Here is an 18276-nt window from a genome sequence, read left to right on the forward strand (position 1 = left end):
GGCTGGCACGCAAGGGCGGGGCTCAAGCGTTCAGGACATTGACGAACAGCACGTTGTTTTCCAGGTGGATGTGCTGCATCAGGTCGTCGCGAAATTCGCTCAGCCCGCGGTACAGCGCGCGCCAGGTGTTGCAGGCGTCGGCGGGCGGGGTGATGTGGTCGGTCAGCACCAGCAGCTTCTCCAGGGCCTCGCCATGTTGCTCGTGTTCCAGGCGCAGCACATGGATTGGCGGCGCCGCCCGGCGGCCCAGGCCTTGTTGCAGCATCGGGAACAGCACCTGTTCTTCCTTGAGCATGTGGCCTTCGAGCTCCTGCTGCATGTCCCGCAGGTGATCGGCCAGGCCGTTGGGGCAGTTGCTGCGGGCGCCATGCACCTGCTCCACGCGGCAGGCCAGGCGGATCAGTTCCGGCAGCTGTTCGCGGTGGCGGGCGTGGTAGCGGGTGAGGATATGGGCGATCAGCGCCTCGCTCGGTTCATCGCGCCAGTCCTGCTGCCGGGCGGCGCTGTCTTGCAGCAGGTGCAGGGCCTCGGCGATCTGCACCGGGTCGAGGCCTTTGCCGAGGGCGGCGTCGCGCAGGGTTTTCTGCCCGCCGCAGCAGAAGTCCAGCTTGAACTCATGAAATACCCGGCTGGCGCCGGGGATGTCGCAGGCCAGTTGGCCGAGGCTTTGCTCCAGGAGATTGTGCTTCGAAGCGTCTGGTTGGGAAGGAGCGGGTCGTTCCAGCAGTGTCGGGTTCATCAGGTTTTCCTTGTTGGAGTGGCAACGGTTCCCCTGGGCCGTTGCAGCCGCCATGCCAGCTGTAACTTTTTGAAAATAATGGATTAATTTTTTGTCGTGGTGCGGATGACCCCGAAACCAAGGGGTTAAAACCACCAGAAAGGGTGATGACTACCATGTTGCGTGAAAGTCTGGCGGCCGACCTGATTGTCGAGTTGCCCAATGCCGTGCGGTTGCAGCGTCTGGTGCAGACCCTGCGGGAATACTTCAAGGCCGGGGCCGTGGGCCTGCTGCGCCTGGACGACGACAGCCTGCGGCCGCTGGCCACCGTCGGCCTGGTGCACGAAGCCCTCGGCCGACGTTTCGTGATCGCCCAGCACCCGCGCCTGGCGGCGATCATGGCGTCCCGCGAGCCGACCTGGTTCGAGCCCGACAGCCGCCTGCCGGACCCCTATGACGGGCTGCTCGACCACCCGGACAACGGGCCGCTGGCGGTGCACGACTGCATGGGCGTGAGCCTGTATGTGGAAGGGCGGGTCTGGGGCGCGATCACCCTCGACGCGCTGCGCCCCGGCACCTTCGACCGCCAGGCCCGCGACGAGCTCAAGCGCTGCAGCCTGCAGATCGAGGCGGCGCTGCGGGTCACCCGCCTGGAGCAGGAGAACCGCAGCCTGCGCCTGTCCCGCAGCGAGCCGCAGGATGCGCGCGGGCCGGTCGAGGAGGGCGAGATCCTTGGCCAGAGCGAAGTCCTGCACCAATTGCTCAACGAGCTGGACGTGCTCGCCGATTCCGAGTTGCCGGTGTTGCTGCTGGGCGAGACCGGGGTTGGCAAGGAGCTGTTCGCCCGCCGCCTGCATCGCCTGTCGCGGCGTGCCCACAAACCGCTGGTGCAGGTCAACTGCGCGGCGCTGCCGGAGTCCCTGGCCGAGAGTGAGCTGTTCGGCCACGTCAAGGGCGCCTTCTCCGGTGCCACCAGCGACCGTGCCGGGCGCTTCGACGCGGCCAACGGCGGCACGCTGTTTCTCGACGAGGTCGGCGAGCTGCCGTTGAGCGTGCAGGCCAAGTTGCTGCGCACCCTGCAGAACGGCGAGATCCAGCGCCTGGGGGCGGACAAGCCGCTGCATGTGGATGTGCGCATCATCGCCGCGACCAACCGCCACCTGCCGGACAGCATCCGCGACGGGCTGTTTCGCGCCGACCTGTACCACCGGCTTTCGGTGTACCCGGTGCCGATCCCGCCGCTGCGCGAACGCGGCCCGGATGTGCTGGTGCTGGCCGGGCATTTCCTCGAGCTCAACCGCAGCCGCCTCGGCCTGCGTGGCCTGCGCCTGTCGCCGGCGGCCGAACGGGCGCTGCTGGCTTACCCCTGGCCGGGCAATGTGCGGGAACTGGAACATGTGATCAGCCGCGCCGCGCTCAAACAGCTCAGCCGTGGCGGCAGTCGCAGCCAGATCCTGACCCTGGAGCCGGACGTGCTCGATCTCGACAGCTCGGTGAAGGGCGCGGAGCCGCTCGAACCGTCGCCACTGGCGGCCGACGACGGACCCTTCCAACCCCTGAGCGAAGCCGTCGACGATTACCAGCGGCAGAAGATCCACCAGGCCCTGAGCCGCTGCCGCAACAACTGGGCCCGCGCCGCCCGCTTGCTGGAAGTCGACCCGAGCAACCTGCACAAACTGGCCCGGCGCCTGCGGCTCAAATAGCAGGCCGGCCGACGTTCGATTGCCTCTGTAGGAGCGAAGCTTGCTCGCGATGAACCTGAGAACGATGCGGGGTGTCAGGTTATGCGCGTCACCGTTGACGACCATCGCGAGCAAGCTTCGCTCCTACAGAAGCTGCTGCTGGCGCGCCACATGTAGCCGCTGCCGAGCCTGCGAGGCTGCGATCGAGGACGAAGTCCTCGCAAAGCCTGTGTACCGGATCTACCTGGAATACCGCGTCTCCTGGATTGGCGGCTGCTGCGTCGGAATGCCGCCCAGACCGATCGCAGCCTCGCTGCGCTCGGCAGCGGCTACGGAACATGGGTGTCTAGAGGGCGGCGCAGTTGCTACAGAAGATAGCGATCGGCAACTGCCGTTGATGGCGATCAAGGTCATGCCCGGCGCGGCCTCGCAGACTGCGGCAAACCCCAACGGAGATCACCCTCATGCCGCTTTCCCTGGCCCAGATGCGCCGTAACTATTGCTGCGATGGCCTGTCCGACGAAGCCGCGCCGGACGATCCGCTGCCGCTGTTCCAGCAGTGGCTGCAACAGGCCCGCGACACCGAGCAGGCGCCGGTGGAGGCCAACAGCATGTGCCTGGCCACGGTCGACGAGCAGGGCCAGCCCCATTGCCGGGTGCTGTTGCTCAAGGGCTTGAGTGCCGAGGGTTTTACCTTCTTCGGCAACTACCAGAGCGCCAAGGGCCTGGAACTGGCGGCCAATCCCCGGGCCGCCATGACCTTCTTCTGGCCCACCCTGGAGCGCCAGGTGCGGATCGAAGGATTAGTCTCGCGGTTAGCGCCGCGGCTGTCGGATGTGTATTTCGATTCGCGCTCCCTGGCCAGTCGCCTTGGTGCCTGGGCGTCGCCGCAAAGCCAGCCCTTGGCCAACCGGCTGCAACTGGAATCCCTGCTGGCCAGCACCACCAGCCGCTTCGACGGCCAGCCGGTGCCGCGCCCGGAACACTGGGGCGGCTACTGCCTGCGCCCGCAGCGCATGGAGTTCTGGCAAGGGCGCAGCGACCGCCTGCATGACCGCCTCGACTACCGCCTGCATGAGGGCGCCTGGCGCCACGGCCGGCTGGCGCCCTGAGGCTTGTCGCCCCGTCGAGGTACCTCCTTGGAGGAATAGGTTCCTCCAAGGATTCGGTTCAGGCTGGGGCCAATCTCATTCACGGGAAGGCTTGGATATGGCCCATCTGGCGCAACGCACGTTTCACCCCCTGAACATCGCCGTGCTGACCATCAGCGATACGCGCACCCTGGACACCGACACCTCGGGCCAGACCCTCAGCGACCTGCTGCAAGCTGCCGGTCATGTGCTGGTCGATCGCGGCCTGGTGCCGGACGACATCTACCAGATCCGCGCCCGTGTCTCGCAGTGGATCGCCGACCCCGAGGTGCAGGTGGTGTTGATGACCGGCGGCACCGGCTTCACCGCGCGGGACAACACGCCCCAGGCGGTGCTGCCGCTGCTGGACAAGCATGTGGAAGGTTTCGGCGAGCTGTTCCGCCAGGTGTCGGTGGAGGAAATCGGCATGTCCAGCCTGCAGTCGCGGGCCCTGGCCGGGGTCAGCAACGGCGTGCTGGTGGTGTGCGTGCCGGGCTCGCCGGGGGCCTGCCGCACCGCCTGGAACATGATCCTGCGCCCGCAGCTGGACAGCCGCACCGGCCCGTGCAATTTCGCCCCCCATCTCAAGCCGCAACCCCATCAGGCGCCAGGGCAGCAGATCGAGGCCTGTGGGGTGCGGCCGTGACCGGCTGTGGCTGCGACAGCGGCCAACTGATCCCGGTGGACCAGGCCATCGCCCATCTGCTGGACCAGGTGCCACCACCGCCCACGACCCAGGACATCGCCCTGGAGCAGGCCCTGGGCCGGGTGCTGGCGGCGGACATCCATTCGCCACTGAACCTGCCCGGCTGGGACAACAGCGCCATGGACGGCTACGCCTTGCGCGCCGCCGACCTGCCGCCTGCCGGTGGCTGCCTGACCCTGGGCGGGCGGATCGCCGCCGGGCAGGCGGCGGACACACCCTTGGCGGCGGTGCAGGCGGTGCGCATCTTCACCGGCGCGCCCTTGCCGCCGGGGGCCGATACGGTGGTGCCTCAGGAGAGTTGCCGGGTCGAGGACGGGCAGCTCTGGCTGCCGCCGGTGACGGTGGGCAATCACGTGCGCCGGCAGGGCGAGGAGGTGGCCCGCGGCGAGCTGTTGCTCAAGGCCGGCAAGCGCCTGCGCGCCCAGGAGCTGGGGTTGCTGGCCGCTGCCGGGATCGCCCGGGTCGAGGTCTATCGGCCATTGCGCGTGTGCCTGCTGAGCAGCGGCGACGAGCTGCGCGAGCCCGGCCAGCCCCTGGCACCGGGGCAGATCTACAACAGCAATCGGTATTGCCTGTCGGCACTGCTGCGCGGTTGGGGCGTGGAAGTACACGACTACGGGGTGATGGCCGACGAGCTGGCGGCCAGCCGCCACGCCTTGAGCCTGGCCTCGTCGGAGTGCGACCTGCTGCTGACCTCGGGCGGGGTCTCGGTCGGCGAGGAGGACCACCTCAAGCAGGCGATCGAAGAGCTGGGCCACGTGGATTTCTGGCGCCTGGCGATCCAGCCGGGCAAGCCCCTGGCCTTTGGCGAAGTGGCCGGCAAGCCGTGGATCGGCATGCCGGGCAATCCCTCAGCGGCGCTGGTGACCGCGCTGGTGGTGGTGCGGCCGTTCCTGCTGCGGGCCCAGGGCGTGACGGATGTGTTGCCGCGGCCCCTGGCGTTGCCGGCGGGTTTCGAGTGGCTGCAGCGCAACCGGCGCCGCCAGTATCTGCGTGCCCGCCTGGTGCCCGGCGAGGATGCCCAGACCAGCGTGCAACTGCACCCCCAGCAAAGCTCGGCGATGCTCAGCGCCGCCTGCTGGGCCGATGGCCTGGCGCTGGTGGAATGCGAGCGTCAGGTGCATGCGGGCGACCCTGTGCCCTTCCTGTCGTTCGCCGAGCTGATGCAGTGACGGCAATTGATTGCGGTCAAGGCCGTGGCTGCCGGTCTGGCTAGACTGGCAGCGCATTTCCGATCGCAGCATACGCGTCGTCCCGGCGCGTTCTTTGATGAGGAACCCCCATGCAACTGGTCTGCCCCGCAGGCAACCTGCCTGCGCTGAAAGCGGCGGTGCGCCAAGGCGCCGATGCCGTCTATGTCGGCTTTCGCGACGACACCAACGCCCGGCATTTCGCCGGCCTGAACATGGACGACAAGCAGTTCGACGCGGCGGTCGCGCACATTCGCCAGCACCAACGCAAACTCTATGTGGCGGTCAACACCTACCCCCAGCCCCAGGGCTGGGCGCGCTGGCAACGGGCGGTGGACCGCGCCGCCGATCATGGGGTCGACGCGCTGATCGCCGCCGACCCCGGGGTCCTGGCCTATGCCAGCCAGCGCCACCCGCAATTGAACCTGCACCTGTCGGTGCAGGGCTCGGCGACCAATGCCAGCGCCCTGGCGTTCTACGCCCAGCACTACAACATCCGCCGCGCGGTGCTGCCGCGGGTGCTGTCGCTGGCCCAGGTGCGCCAGGTGGCGGCCAGCAGCACGGTGCCGATCGAGGTGTTCGCCTTTGGCAGCCTGTGCATCATGGCCGAGGGGCGCTGCCACCTGTCTTCCTACATCACCGGCGAGTCGCCGAACCTGTGCGGCGTCTGCTCGCCGGCCAAGGCGGTGCGCTGGAGCGAGGACGCCGAAGGCTTGAGCGCACGCCTCAGCGAAGTGCTGATCGACCGCTACAGCGATAATGAAGCGGCCGGCTACCCGACCCTGTGCAAGGGCCGCTTCCTGGTCGAAGGCAGGCGCTTCCATGCCCTGGAGGAACCCACCAGCCTCGACACCCTGGACCTGCTGCCGGAGCTGGCGGCGATTGGCGTCGAGGCGGTGAAGATCGAAGGCCGCCAGCGCAGCCCGGCCTATGTCGAGCAGGTCACCCGGGTCTGGCGCGCGGCGCTGGATGCCCATCGCGCCGCGCCCGCGAATTTTGCGGTCAAGGACCAGTGGCGCCTGGTGCTGGCCGCTCTGTCCGAGGGCAGCCAGACCACCCTGGGTGCCTACCACCGATCATGGCAATGAGGAATTCGCGATGAAGCTCAGCCTGGGCCCCGTCCTGTTCTACTGGGACAAGGAACAATTGGGGCGTTTCTATGCCGAGATGTCGGCCTTGCCCCTGGATGTGATTTACCTGGGGGAAACCGTGTGTTCGAAACGCCGGGCGCTGTCCCTGGACCAGTGGCTGGGCCTGGGGCGCGAACTGCAGGGCTGTAGCCGGGCGCAGATCGTGCTGTCCAGCCTGACCCTGATCGAAGCCGCCTCGGAGCTGTCGAGCCTGCGGCGCCTGTGCGACAACGGCGAGCTGCTGGTGGAGGCCAACGACATGGGCGCGGTGCAGTTCCTCGCCGAGCGCAAGCTGCCGTTCGTCGGTGGCCCGGCGCTCAACCTGTACAACGGCCACGCCCTGGCGCAGTTGCAGGCCTGCGGGATGATCCGCTGGGTGCCGCCGGTGGAGTGTTCGGCGACGCTGATCCGCGCGGTGCTGGATCAGGTACGGGAATTGGGCCAGGCCGTGCCCGAGGTCGAAGTCTTCGCCTATGGGCATCTGCCGCTGGCGTATTCCGCGCGCTGCTTTACCGCCCGGGCCCAGGACCGGCCCAAGGACGACTGCCAGTTCTGCTGCATCCAGTACCCCGACGGCCTGGCGCTGAGCAGCCAGGAAGGCCAGGCGCTGTTCACCCTCAATGGCATCCAGACTATGTCGGCGGAGGTCACCAATCTGCTGGCGGACTACGCCGGGCTGGTGGCCTGCGGCGCCGACCTGCTGCGCCTGAGCCCGCGGGCCCAGGGCATGGGCGAGGTGATCGAGGCCTATCAGCGGGTGCGCCAGGGTGCGACGCCACCGCTGTTCGTCGAGGGCTGCAACGGTTACTGGCATGGCCAGGCCGGGATGTTGCGCGTCGAGGAGGTGGGCCTGTGCTGAGTGGCAAATCCAAACGCAAGGAATGGCTGCTGCGCAGCGCCGACCGGCTGCTGCCATGGCTGCGGCGGGTGCCGTTCGGCGTGCAGCGCCTGGCCTTGCAGCAGGGGCTCAACCGCTGCCTGGCCGAGCCGCTGCGCGCCGGCGAATTCGACCTGCTGCGCCGGCGCTGGCTGTGCCTGCGGATTCCCGACCTGGGCCTGGCCTGGTACGTGACCCGCGACCGCGACGGCCTGCGCATCGCCGCCCGGGCCCGGGCCGACGTGACCATCAGCGGCAACTGGCGTGAGTTCCTGCTGCTGGCCAGCCGCCAGGAAGACCCGGACACCCTGTTCTTCCGCCGGCGCCTGGTGATCGAGGGCGATACCGAACTGGGCCTGACCCTGAAGAACCTGATCGACAGCCTCGACCCGGATGTGTTGCCGGTCTGGCTGTGGCGCGGCCTGGAGCGGGCGGGGAAGGGGCTGGCGGCGGGTTGAGTCACGGGGGCGCCGGGCAATGCCTTTTGCAGGCGCCGGCGACCGGGATAACGCGGCGTGCCTGAGACGACGCCTCGCGAGCAAGCTGCGCTCCTACAGGTGTCCGGCCAGTCCTCGTTCGCAGCCTCGCTGCGCTGGGTAGCGACCACAAGACCGTGTGCGGCTCCGGCTACCCCCTGTAGGAGCGCAGCTTGCTCGCGATGGTCGTCAACGATGACGCGCGCAACCTGACACCCCGCATTGCCCTCAGGTTCATCGCGCGCAAGCTGCACTCCTACAGGGGCGGTGTTCACCGATTGGGGTCAGCCCTGGTAGGTGGCTAGTTGCTCGGCGCCGAGGATCAGGATAGTGCGCCGTTCCATGGCGATCAGGCCGCTGTCCACCAGACGATGGAGGATGCGCGAGAAGGTCTCCGGCTGGATCCCCAGCTTCGAGGCCACCAGGCGCTTGGACACCTGCAGCACCACCTCGCCGCTGAGCGGGTCGCGTTCCTGCAACAGGAAATTCACCACCCGCCGGCTGGCGCTGCCCAGGGTCAGGGTGTCGATGTCCTTGAGGCGCTGGTGCAGGTGCACGCTCATGCTCGCCAGGATTGCCAGGCACACCTGCGGCTGGTCCTCCAGGGCGTGGCGGTAATGGTTGCCGTCGATGCTGATCAGCACGCTGTCTTTCAGCGCGCTGGCGTTCACCGGGTAGAAGCGCGCCTGGCTGAACAGCAGGGCCTCGGCGAAGGTCTGCCCGGGCTGGATGATTTCCACCAGGTTTTCCTGGCCTTCGCCGCTGATGCGGTACAGCTTGACCTGGCCGCTGACCAACAGGAAAAAGCGTTTGGCCGGGTCGCCCTGGTGCATCAGGGTGTTGTGGCTGGGCAGGCGCCTGAGCCTGGCCTGGGCGCAGACCTCCTCGAAGACCTTGTCCGGCAACTGGCTGAACAGATGATGGCGCCGCAGGAACAGCACGATGGAAGGGTGGGTCAGCATGGGTACCTCCGCTGCCGGCCATGGTAGAGCGCGGGGCTGCCATGGCCTATGCCTCCGCCGGCCTACCTCTAAAGGGGCAGAGGGCGAGACGCGGCTCAGCCGGCGTTGCGCAGGTGCTCCATCGCCCACACCGCGGCCTCGACCCGCGAGCGCAGGCCGAGCTTGTGCAGCAGGTTCTTCACATGGACCTTGACCGTGCCTTCGGTGATGCCCAGCTTGTGGCCGATGACCTTGTTGCTGTAGCCGCTGGCGATGGTCTTGAGCACCTGGCGCTCGCGTTCGGTCAGCTCCACTTCCGGCTGGCGCGGCGGTGAACGCAGGGCCTGGGCCATGACCCGGGTCAGCCCCGGGCTGATCACCAGGGCGCCGTTCAGCGCATCGCGCAGGTACTGGATCAGCAGCTCGGGTTCCATGTCCTTGAGCAGGTAGCCGTCGGCGTCCAGGCGCAGGGCGTCGCGAATGTCGTCCTCGGCGTCGGACACGGTGAACAGCAGCACCTTGCCGCGATAGTCCATGGTCCGCAGGCGGCGCAGGGTCTCGATGCCGTTGAGTTGCGGCATGTTGTTGTCGAGCAGCACCAGGTCGGGCTGCAACGGCTCGATCAGGCCCAGGGCTTCTTCGCCGTGGCTGGCCTCGCCGACGATCTGCAGGTCGTCTTCCAGTTCGAGCATCTGGCGGATGCCGCGACGCATCATCGGATGGTCGTCGACCAGCAGGATCCGGTAGGTGGGGGATGGGTTCATGCGGCGCTACCTTCTGTGGGGACTCCGAGAAACTCCGGACGGAATTCCATCTGCACCAGGGTGCCCTGGGGCGTCCTGGAAAAAATCTGCAACTGGCCATGCAGGCTGCGGGCCCGCTCATCCATGATGTTCAGGCCGTGGTGTTCGCGCTGGTTGCCGCTGGTGTCGTGGCCGCCGCTGAAGCCGCGGCCATCGTCCTCGATCGACAGGCGCAGGGTTTCGCCGTGCTGGCGCAGTTGCAGCCAGACATTCTCCGCGTGGGCGTGGCGCAGGCAGTTGGAAAGCGCCTCGCGGGTGATCTGCAACAGGTGGATCTGCTCGCTGGCCGACAGCTCGAAAGCCAGGCTGTCGAGCTGCAGGTGCACCTGGAAATCGCCGCGGCGCGAGAACTCCTCGGTGGTCGCTTCGAGCTCGCGCACCAGCCCGGCATCGTGGATCTGCAGGCGAAAGGTAGTCAGCAGTTCGCGCAGTTGGCGGTAGGCATTGTTTACCCCTTCGCGCAGTTCGGCGGTGACGTTCTCCAGGGTGCTCACCGGTTCGCCACGGCGCATCAGGGTTTGCATGCGGCTGACCTGCAGCTTCATGTAGGACAGGGCCTGGGCCAGGGAGTCGTGGAGCTCGCGGGCGATGATCGCGCGCTCCTCGAACAGCAGCAGGCGATGGTCCTGTTCGCGCTGGCGCTTGAGCGACAGCGAGGTGCCGATCAGGTTGGCCAGGGCCTGGATCAGTTCGGTTTCCCAGGCTTGCGGGGCATGGCCGTCGAGGAAGTGCGCCTTGAGCTCGCCCAGTTCGCTGCCCTGGTTGCTGATGCTGAAGCTCTGCCGGCTGATGGACTGGTGGCGCTGGCAGCTGGCGCAATCGCTGACCGCGCAGACATCCCGGCTGCTGGCGCCATGCAGGGCGATCAGCTGCTGCGCCGGGGCCTGCAACTGGCCTTGCAGGCACAGCGACAGGCGCAGCCCCGGCAGGCGCTGCTGGAAACGCCGGATCAACTCGTCCAGGCCTTCGGCGTTGGCCAGTCGCGTGGCCAGGCTGCGGCTGCTCTGGTACAGCAGCTCGAGGGCGGCATTGGCCTGTTGCAGGTTATGGGTCTTTTGCCGCACCAGGGTTTCCAGGGTGCGGTGGGATTGCTCGATGGTCTCGGCCATGGCGTTGAAGCTGGTGGCCAGCTGGCCCAGCTCGTCCTGGGACTGGTGGTTGACCCGCACCTGGAACTCGCCGCGACGAAAACCCTGGGTGGCTTCCACCAGTTCCTGCAACGGCGTGACCACGCTGTATTGCAGCTCGTACAGGCCCAGCAGCAGGACGAACAGGGTGGTGAACAGCGCCGCGCCCTGGATCAGCTGTTGCCAGGTCTGCTTATGTTCGCTCTGGCGTTGCAGCAGGCTGACGAACTGGTTCAGCTGTTCGACGAAGGGCAGGGCCAGGGCCTGGAACGCCGCGGCATCTTGGCGTTCCAGGGCCGGCTGCAATTCGTCGTTCCAGCGTTGCTGGATCTGCCGGTAGCTGCCCAGCAGGTCGGGGTCGGCGCCGTCTTCCAGCACGGCCCTGAGCGACTGGCTGTCGAGGCGCTGTTGCAGGCTCTGGCGGATACGCTGGAGGTCTTCGGCGCTGGCGCCGGCGGCCAGCTTCCAGCTCAGGTGGTAGGTCTCCATGCGCACCGAGCCCGCGGTATTGATGGCCGCCGCGTCGCCCTGGCTGAACCAGGCGATCAGCCCGGCGCTCAGGGAACTGGCCAGCGCCAGCACGGCGATCAGGATCACCGCCAGGCCGGCGCGGGCGGGCAGGGAGCTGCGCAGCCAGCGGATCATGGGCGCGGGCCACAGCTGAGCAGGCTGTGGATGAATGAGGGGAGGGCAGGCATGGACGGCTCCAGGGGCGGCTGGCGATGGTTTTGCCGCCGGTCCCTGGCGCTCTACCTCTAAAGAGTTGTTGTCCATCGGATCCGTGCAAGCGCCTCGTGGAGCCAAGGCAAGAGCCTGATAAACAAAGGGTTCAGAGGTTTTTCGGCACTACCTCGTTGGAGGTAGGCGGCGCAAGCATAGGCCCGTGAGGCCCCGGGCTTCATTGACCCGGGTCAAGTTTTTACCGGGTTCGCCTCTCTAGTCTGCGGCCATGAATGACTGACTGGAGAGCGAGATGACCCAACCGCGTGTGCGACAAGGCCTGGTGCTGGGCATGAGTACGCTGGCCTTCACCGTGTGCTTCATGGTCTGGATGATGTTCGCGGTGCTCGGGGTGCCGATCAAGGAGCTGCTCCAGCTCAACGAAACCCAGTTCGGCCTGCTGGCCGCCACCCCGGTGCTCACCGGTTCGCTGGCGCGCCTGCCGCTGGGCCTGCTGACCGACCGCTTTGGCGGGCGCAGCGTGTTCTTCCTGCTGATGCTGTGCTGCGTGTTGCCGCTGTACCTGATCAGCCACGCCACGGCCTACTGGCAGTTCCTGGTCCTGGGCCTGTTCGTCGGCCTGGCCGGCGGTTCGTTTTCGGTGGGCATCGCCTACGTCGCCAAGTGGTTCGACCAGGACAACCAGGGTTTCGCCATGGGCATCTTCGGCGCCGGTAACGCTGGTGCCGCGCTGACCAAGTTTCTCGCCCCGGCGCTGATCGCCGCCGGCAGCTGGCAACTGGTGCCAAAGGCCTTCAGCGCCATCCTGTTCATCACCGCGCTGCTGTTCTGGTTTCTCAGCGCCGACAACAAGGCCCACCGCAGTGCCTCCGGCGCCACCTTGCGCGAGCAGTTGGGCGCGCTGAAGGACCCGGCGGTGTGGCGCTACTGCCAGTACTACTCGATCGTCTTCGGCGGCTACGTGGCCCTGGCGCTGTGGATGACCCAGTACTACGTGCAGGAATACGGTTTCAGCCTGCAGAGCGCGGCGCTGCTGGCCGCCTGTTTCTCCCTGCCGGGCGGCGTGCTGCGCGCCGTCGGCGGCTGGATGTCGGACCGCTGGGGCGCCCAGAGCGTGACCTGGTGGGTGCTCTGGGTCAGCTGGATCTGCCTGTTCCTGCTGTCCTACCCGCAGACCCAGCTGCAAGTGCACACCGTCGATGGCTCCCTGGATTTTCACATCGGCCTGAGCCCGGCGCTGTTCACCGTGCTGCTGTTCGTCATGGGCATCGCCTTCGCCTTCGGCAAGGCCTCGGTGTTCAAGTACATCGCCAACGACTACCCACAAAACATGGGCGCGGTGTCCGGCATCGTCGGCTTGGCCGGCGGCCTCGGCGGCTTCGTCCTGCCGATCCTGTTCGGCGCCCTGGTGGACCTCACCGGCGTGCGCTCTTCCTGCTTCATGTTGATGTACGGCGTGGTCTGGGTGTCGCTCACCTGGATGTACTTCAGCGAAATCCGCAAGCGCCCGCTGCTGGGCAAACAGCCGCCGGCCACCTCGTCCCCGTTTTCCAGCATTGCCCAAGGAGAAGAACATGTCGGTTCTTAACAAGCCCGATTCAGGCCCGGTGATTCATGACTGGCGCCCGGAAGACCCCGCTTTCTGGGGGCGCAGCGGCAAGCAGACAGCGACCCGCAACCTGTGGATCTCGATTCCCGCGCTGCTCTTGGCCTTTGCCGTGTGGATGGTCTGGAGCACGGTGATCGTGCGCCTGAACGCCATCGGCTTCAGCTTCAGCACCGACCAGCTGTTCTGGCTGGCGGCGCTGCCGGGGCTGTCCGGCGCCACCTTGCGGGTGTTCTATTCGTTCATGGTGCCGATCTTCGGCGGCCGCCGCTGGACCGCCCTGAGCACCGCCTCGCTGCTGCTGCCGTCGCTGTGGATGGGCTTTGCCGTGCAGGACCCGAACACCCCCTACAGCGTATTCGTGCTGATCGCGCTGCTCTGCGGTTTCGGCGGCGGCAACTTCGCCTCGAGCATGTCCAACATCAGCTTCTTCTACCCCAAGTCGCAGCAGGGCACGGCCCTGGGCCTGAATGCCGGGCTGGGCAACCTCGGGGTGTCGGTGATGCAGTTCTGCGTGCCGCTGGTGATCACCTTCGGCCTGTTCGGCTGGCTCGGCGGGCAGCCCCAGGTGCTGGCCGATGGTAGCCAGCTGTGGCTGCAGAATGCCGGCTTTCTTTGGGTGCCGTTCATTATCGCGGTGACCCTGCTGGCCTGGTTCGGCATGAACGACCTGTCCAGCGCCAAGGCCTCGTTCAGCGAGCAGGCGGTGATCTTCAAGCGCAAGCACAACTGGCTGATGTGCTGGCTGTACCTGGCGACCTTCGGCTCGTTCATCGGCTTCTCGGCGGCCTTTCCGCTGCTGATCAAGACTGCGTTCCCGGAGGTGGTGGCGCTGAAATTCGCCTTCCTCGGCCCGCTGGTGGGCGCCCTGGTGCGGCCGCTGGGCGGCTGGCTGGCGGACAAGCTGGGCGGTGCCCGGGTCACCTTGTGGAACTTCGTGGCGATGATCGTGATGGTCTTCGGGGTTCTTCATTTTCTCCCGCACAACGGCGCCGGCGGCAACTTCTACGGCTTCCTCGGCCTGTTCATGCTGCTGTTCATCACCACCGGCATCGGCAACGGCTCCACCTTCCGCATGATCCCGGTGATCTTCCGCACCCTGCACGAAAAGGCCGCCGCCGGGCAAAGCGCCGCGGTGCGCGAGCAGGCGCTGAAAAACGCCGGCAAGGAGTCGGCCGCGGTTCTCGGCTTCAGCTCGGCCATGGGCGCCTTCGGTGCGTTCTTCATCCCCAAATCCTTCGGCACTTCCATGGCCCAGACCGGCGGCCCGGAGATGGCCTTCTACATGTTCGTCGGCTTTTACCTGAGCTGCATTGTGGTGACCTGGTGGTGGTACGCGCGCAAAGGCGCGGCGACTCCCTGCTGACACGACCCGAATCCAAACCTTGCCGGCGGGGCACAGAACCCCGCGGCAAGCCTGAGAGGAAAGCACCATGAGTCATTTGTTGGATCAACTGCGGTTCTTCAACCGCAAGCAAAGCGAGTTCGCCGAGGGCCACGGGGAGACCCGCAAGGAATCCCGCGACTGGGAGAACGTCTACCGCTCGCGCTGGCAGTACGACAAGATCGTGCGCTCCACCCACGGGGTGAACTGCACCGGTTCCTGCTCGTGGAAGATCTACGTGAAGAACGGCCTGATCACCTGGGAAACCCAGCAGACCGACTACCCGCGCACCCGCAACGACCTGCCCAACCACGAGCCGCGCGGCTGCCCGCGGGGCGCCAGCTACAGCTGGTACATCTACAGCGCCAACCGCCTGAAGTACCCGAAGATCCGCAAGCCGCTGCTCAAGCTGTGGCGCCAGGCGCGCCAGAGCCTGGCGCCGGTGGAAGCCTGGGCGAGCATTGTCGAGGACCCGGCCAAGGCCGAGTCCTACAAGAGCAAGCGTGGCATGGGCGGCTTCATCCGTTCCAGCTGGGATGAGGTCAACGAGATCATCGCCGCGGCCAACGTCTACACCATCAAGCAGTACGGCCCCGACCGGGTCGTCGGTTTCTCGCCGATCCCGGCCATGTCGATGGTCAGCTACGCCGCTGGCGCCCGCTACCTGTCGCTGATCGGCGGCGCCTGCCTGAGCTTCTACGACTGGTACTGCGACCTGCCGCCGGCTTCGCCGATGGTCTGGGGCGAGCAGACCGACGTGCCGGAATCGGCCGACTGGTACAACTCCAACTACATCATCGCCTGGGGGTCCAACGTTCCGCAGACCCGTACCCCCGACGCGCACTTCTTCACCGAGGTGCGCTACAAGGGCACCAAGACCGTGGCCATCACCCCGGACTATTCGGAAGTGGCCAAGCTCACCGACCTCTGGCTCAACCCCAAGCAGGGCACCGACGCGGCGCTGGCCCAGGCCTTCAATCATGTGATCTTCAAGGAATTCCACCTCGACCGCCCGAGCGCCTATTTCACCGAGTACGCCAAGCGCTACACCGACCTGCCGGTGCTGGTGCTGCTCAAGCCGATGCTCGGCACCGCGCCGGGGGCCGGCTACCAGCCGGACCGTTTCCTGCGCGCCTCGGACCTGGCCGGCAACCTCGGCCAGGACAACAACCCGGAATGGAAAACCATCGCCATCGACGCCAGCGGCGAGCTGGTGTCGCCCCAGGGCTCCATCGGCTATCGCTGGGGCGAGCAGGGCAAGTGGAACATCCTCGCCCGCGAAGGCGGCGAGGGCCGCGAGATCGACCTGAACCTGAGCCTGATCGGCGGCGATGTCGCCGAGGTGGCCTTCCCGTACTTCGCCGGCGAAACCCAGGAGCACTTCCAGCACGTGGCCGGCGACGCCGTGCAATACCGCCGGGTGCCGGTGCGCAGCCTGACCCTGGCCGACGGCAGCCAGGTCAAGGTCGCCACGGTGTTCGACCTGTCGGCGGCCAACCTGGCCATCGACCGTGGCCTGGGCGGCGCCAACGTGGCCAAGGACTACGACGACGCCAGCGTGCCCGGCACCCCGGCCTGGCAGGAGCAGATCACCGGCGTCAGCCGCGAGAAAGCGATCCAGATCGCCCGCGAGTTCGCCGACAACGCCGACAAGACCCGTGGGCGCTCGATGATCATCGTCGGCGCGGCGATGAACCACTGGTACCACATGGACATGAACTACCGCGGGCTGATCAACATGCTCATGCTCTGCGGTTGCGTCGGCCAGACCGGTGGCGGCTGGGCCCACTACGTGGGCCAGGAAAAACTCCGTCCGCAATGCGGCTGGCTGCCCCTGGCCTTCGGCCTGGACTGGAGCCGTCCGCCACGGCAGATGAACGGCACCAGCTTCTTCTACGCCCACAGCTCGCAATGGCGCCACGAGAAGATGAGCATGCACGACGTGCTCTCGCCGCTGGCCGACAAGAGCCAGTTCCCCGAGCACGCCCTGGACTACAACATCCGCGCCGAACGCGCCGGCTGGCTGCCCAGCGCGCCGCAGCTCAACAGCAACCCGCTGCACATCTGTCGCGACGCCGCCGCAGCCGGCATGGCGCCCAAGGACTATGTGGTCAAGAGCCTGCACGAAGGCAGCCTGCGTTTTGCCTGCGAACAGCCGGACAGCCCGCAGAACTTCCCGCGCAACATGTTCATCTGGCGTTCCAACCTGCTGGGCTCCTCGGGCAAGGGCCACGAGTACATGCTCAAGTACCTGCTCGGCACCCGTAACGGGGTGATGAACGAGGACATCGGCCAGGTCGGCGACTGCAAGCCGCAAGAGGCCGAATGGGTGGACGAGGGCGCCATCGGCAAGCTCGACCTGGTCACCACCCTGGACTTCCGCATGTCCTCGACCTGCGTGTATTCCGACATCGTCCTGCCGACCGCCACCTGGTACGAGAAGGACGACATGAACACCTCGGACATGCACCCCTTCATCCACCCGCTGTCGGCGGCCATCGACCCGGCCTGGGAATCGCGTTCCGACTGGGAAATCTACAAGGGCATCGCCAAGGCGTTTTCCAGCATGGCGGTGGGGCACCTCGGCGTGGAGCAGGACCTGGTCACCGTGCCGCTGATGCATGACAGCGTCGGCGAACTGGCCCAGCCGTTCGGCGGCACCGACTGGAAAACCGCCGGCGTGGCCCCGCAGCCGGGCAAGAACGCGCCGAACCTGCAAGTGGTGGAGCGCGACTACCCGAACATCTACAAGCAGTTCACCTCCCTCGGGCCGCTGCTGGAGAAACTCGGCAACGGCGGCAAGGGCATCAACTGGAACACCGACAAGGAGGTGAAATTCCTTGGCGAGCTGAATTACCGCGAAGGCGCGGCGGGCATCAGCCAGGGCCGGCCGAAGATCGACACGGCGATCGACGCCGCCGAGGTGATCCTGTCCCTGGCCCCGGAAACCAACGGCCATGTGGCGCTCAAGGCCTGGGCCGCGCTGTCCGCGTTCACCGGCATCGACCACAGCCACCTGGCGCTGTCCAAGGCCCACGAGGCGATCCGCTTCCGCGATATCCAGGCGCAGCCGCGCAAGATCATTTCCAGCCCCACCTGGTCGGGCCTGGAGGACGATCACGTCAGCTACAACGCCGGCTACACCAACGTCCACGAGAACATCCCGTGGCGCACCATCACCGGCCGCCAGCAGTTCTACCAGGACCACCCGTGGATGCAGGCGTTCGGCGAACAGCTGATGAGCTACCGGCCGCCGGTCAACACCCGGACCATCGAGGCGGTGAAGGGCAAGCGCACCAACGGCCACCCGGAAATCGTCCTGAACTGGATCACCCCGCACCAGAAATGGGGCATCCACAGCACCTACAGCGACAACCTGCTGATGCTCACCCTGAGCCGTGGCGGGCCGATTGTCTGGCTCTCGGAAATCGACGCGCAACGCGCCGGCATCGAGGACAACGACTGGATCGAATGCTTCAACGCCAACGGCGCGGCGACCGCCCGGGCGGTGGTCAGCCAGCGGGTCAAGGAGGGCATGGTGATGATGTACCACGCCCAGGAACGGATCGTGAACGTGCCCGGTTCCGAGACCACCAAGACCCGCGGCGGCCACCACAACTCGGTGACCCGGGTGGTGCTCAAGCCGACCCACATGATCGGCGGCTATGCCCAGCAGGCCTACGGTTTCAACTATTACGGCACGGTCGGTTGCAACCGCGACGAATTCGTCGTGGTGCGCAAGATGGCCCGCGTCGACTGGCTCGATGGCTCGGACGGCGATGAGCTGCCACGCCCCCTGCCGACCGAGATGGATTGAGGAGTTGT

The 18276-nt window shown here is 66.8% G+C and carries 14 protein-coding genes; 10 read left to right on the plus strand and 4 right to left on the minus strand.

Annotation, left to right across the window (positions count from 1 at the left end; genetic code table 11):
• Positions 1-22: 22 nt before the first annotated feature.
• Positions 23-739 (minus strand): iron-sulfur cluster repair protein YtfE, encoded by a 717-nt coding sequence (ytfE, locus tag NRG23_RS00500; RefSeq protein WP_257373490.1) that lies wholly within the window; start codon positions 737-739, stop codon positions 23-25.
• Between the two features lie 155 nt (positions 740-894).
• Here ytfE and norR point away from each other — a divergent pair, with 155 nt between their 5' ends.
• The 7 genes from norR to NRG23_RS00535 all read left to right on the plus strand — a co-directional run bounded on the left by norR (position 895) and on the right by NRG23_RS00535 (position 7891).
• A complete protein-coding gene (norR, locus tag NRG23_RS00505; RefSeq protein WP_009049460.1) occupies positions 895-2421 on the plus strand; it encodes a nitric oxide reductase transcriptional regulator NorR in 1527 nt (508 codons plus the stop codon).
• A gap of 443 nt (positions 2422-2864) precedes the next feature.
• Positions 2865-3512 (plus strand): pyridoxamine 5'-phosphate oxidase, encoded by a 648-nt coding sequence (gene pdxH / locus NRG23_RS00510; protein WP_257373491.1) that lies wholly within the window; start codon positions 2865-2867, stop codon positions 3510-3512.
• A 97-nt stretch (positions 3513-3609) separates the two neighbouring features.
• The gene (moaB, locus tag NRG23_RS00515) at positions 3610-4176 is read left to right on the plus strand and encodes a molybdenum cofactor biosynthesis protein B (RefSeq protein WP_016704278.1); all 567 of its coding nucleotides are present in this window, start codon (positions 3610-3612) and stop codon (positions 4174-4176) included.
• The gene (gene glp, locus NRG23_RS00520) at positions 4173-5408 is read left to right on the plus strand and encodes a gephyrin-like molybdotransferase Glp (protein ID WP_257373492.1); all 1236 of its coding nucleotides are present in this window, start codon (positions 4173-4175) and stop codon (positions 5406-5408) included. The genes moaB and glp overlap by 4 nt, the downstream gene beginning before the upstream one ends.
• A 110-nt stretch (positions 5409-5518) precedes the next feature.
• A complete protein-coding gene (locus tag NRG23_RS00525) occupies positions 5519-6514 on the plus strand; it encodes a peptidase U32 family protein (RefSeq protein ID WP_028682735.1) in 996 nt (331 codons plus the stop codon).
• Between the two features lie 10 nt (positions 6515-6524).
• Positions 6525-7415 carry a U32 family peptidase gene (locus NRG23_RS00530; protein WP_016704275.1) on the plus strand — a complete coding sequence of 297 codons (891 nt, stop codon included), beginning with the start codon at positions 6525-6527 and terminating at the stop codon, positions 7413-7415.
• A complete protein-coding gene (locus NRG23_RS00535) occupies positions 7409-7891 on the plus strand; it encodes an SCP2 domain-containing protein (RefSeq protein ID WP_016704274.1) in 483 nt (160 codons plus the stop codon). Before NRG23_RS00530 ends, NRG23_RS00535 begins: the two co-directional genes overlap by 7 nt.
• Before the next feature lie 302 nt (positions 7892-8193).
• On the opposite strand, the gene NRG23_RS00540 is transcribed toward NRG23_RS00535, so the two are convergent.
• The 3 genes from NRG23_RS00540 to NRG23_RS00550 all read right to left on the minus strand — a co-directional run bounded on the left by NRG23_RS00540 (position 8194) and on the right by NRG23_RS00550 (position 11425).
• The gene (locus tag NRG23_RS00540) at positions 8194-8871 is read right to left on the minus strand and encodes a Crp/Fnr family transcriptional regulator (RefSeq protein WP_016704273.1); all 678 of its coding nucleotides are present in this window, start codon (positions 8869-8871) and stop codon (positions 8194-8196) included.
• Positions 8872-8966: 95 nt separating this feature from the next.
• Complete coding sequence (gene narL, locus NRG23_RS00545) at positions 8967-9614, minus strand: two-component system response regulator NarL (protein WP_009049452.1); 648 nt, start codon at positions 9612-9614, stop codon at positions 8967-8969.
• Positions 9611-11425, minus strand: a complete 1815-nt coding sequence (locus NRG23_RS00550; protein ID WP_053269275.1) for a HAMP domain-containing protein — start codon at positions 11423-11425, stop codon at positions 9611-9613. The genes narL and NRG23_RS00550 overlap by 4 nt, the downstream gene beginning before the upstream one ends.
• 328 nt (positions 11426-11753) lie before the next feature.
• Between NRG23_RS00550 and NRG23_RS00555 the strand changes: the two genes are divergently transcribed.
• From NRG23_RS00555 to NRG23_RS00565, 3 genes are all read left to right on the plus strand, one after another.
• Positions 11754-13049: a nitrate/nitrite transporter gene (locus NRG23_RS00555; protein ID WP_101282671.1), complete on the plus strand. Its 1296-nt coding sequence runs from the start codon at positions 11754-11756 to the stop codon at positions 13047-13049.
• Positions 13036-14433 carry a NarK family nitrate/nitrite MFS transporter gene (locus NRG23_RS00560; protein ID WP_101282670.1) on the plus strand — a complete coding sequence of 466 codons (1398 nt, stop codon included), beginning with the start codon at positions 13036-13038 and terminating at the stop codon, positions 14431-14433. The genes NRG23_RS00555 and NRG23_RS00560 overlap by 14 nt, the downstream gene beginning before the upstream one ends.
• 67 nt (positions 14434-14500) lie before the next feature.
• Positions 14501-18268, plus strand: a complete 3768-nt coding sequence (locus tag NRG23_RS00565; RefSeq protein WP_257373493.1) for a nitrate reductase subunit alpha — start codon at positions 14501-14503, stop codon at positions 18266-18268.
• The last annotated feature ends 8 nt before the right edge of the window (positions 18269-18276 follow it).

It is taken from the genome of Pseudomonas sp. T8 (genome assembly GCF_024610635.1).
Lineage (GTDB): Bacteria > Pseudomonadota > Gammaproteobacteria > Pseudomonadales > Pseudomonadaceae > Aquipseudomonas > Aquipseudomonas chlororaphis_I.

Coding starts and splice junctions, on each gene's coding strand:
- pdxH (WP_257373491.1), top strand. CDS start 2,865: ATGCCGCTTTCCCTGGCCCAGATGCGCCGTAACTATTGCTGCGATGGC.
- narL (WP_009049452.1), bottom strand. CDS start 9,614: ATGAACCCATCCCCCACCTACCGGATCCTGCTGGTCGACGACCATCCG.
- NRG23_RS00560 (WP_101282670.1), top strand. CDS start 13,036: ATGTCGGTTCTTAACAAGCCCGATTCAGGCCCGGTGATTCATGACTGG.
- NRG23_RS00555 (WP_101282671.1), top strand. CDS start 11,754: ATGACCCAACCGCGTGTGCGACAAGGCCTGGTGCTGGGCATGAGTACG.
- norR (WP_009049460.1), top strand. CDS start 895: ATGTTGCGTGAAAGTCTGGCGGCCGACCTGATTGTCGAGTTGCCCAAT.
- NRG23_RS00550 (WP_053269275.1), bottom strand. CDS start 11,425: ATGATCCGCTGGCTGCGCAGCTCCCTGCCCGCCCGCGCCGGCCTGGCG.
- ytfE (WP_257373490.1), bottom strand. CDS start 739: ATGAACCCGACACTGCTGGAACGACCCGCTCCTTCCCAACCAGACGCT.
- moaB (WP_016704278.1), top strand. CDS start 3,610: ATGGCCCATCTGGCGCAACGCACGTTTCACCCCCTGAACATCGCCGTG.
- NRG23_RS00525 (WP_028682735.1), top strand. CDS start 5,519: ATGCAACTGGTCTGCCCCGCAGGCAACCTGCCTGCGCTGAAAGCGGCG.
- NRG23_RS00565 (WP_257373493.1), top strand. CDS start 14,501: ATGAGTCATTTGTTGGATCAACTGCGGTTCTTCAACCGCAAGCAAAGC.
- NRG23_RS00530 (WP_016704275.1), top strand. CDS start 6,525: ATGAAGCTCAGCCTGGGCCCCGTCCTGTTCTACTGGGACAAGGAACAA.
- NRG23_RS00540 (WP_016704273.1), bottom strand. CDS start 8,871: ATGCTGACCCACCCTTCCATCGTGCTGTTCCTGCGGCGCCATCATCTG.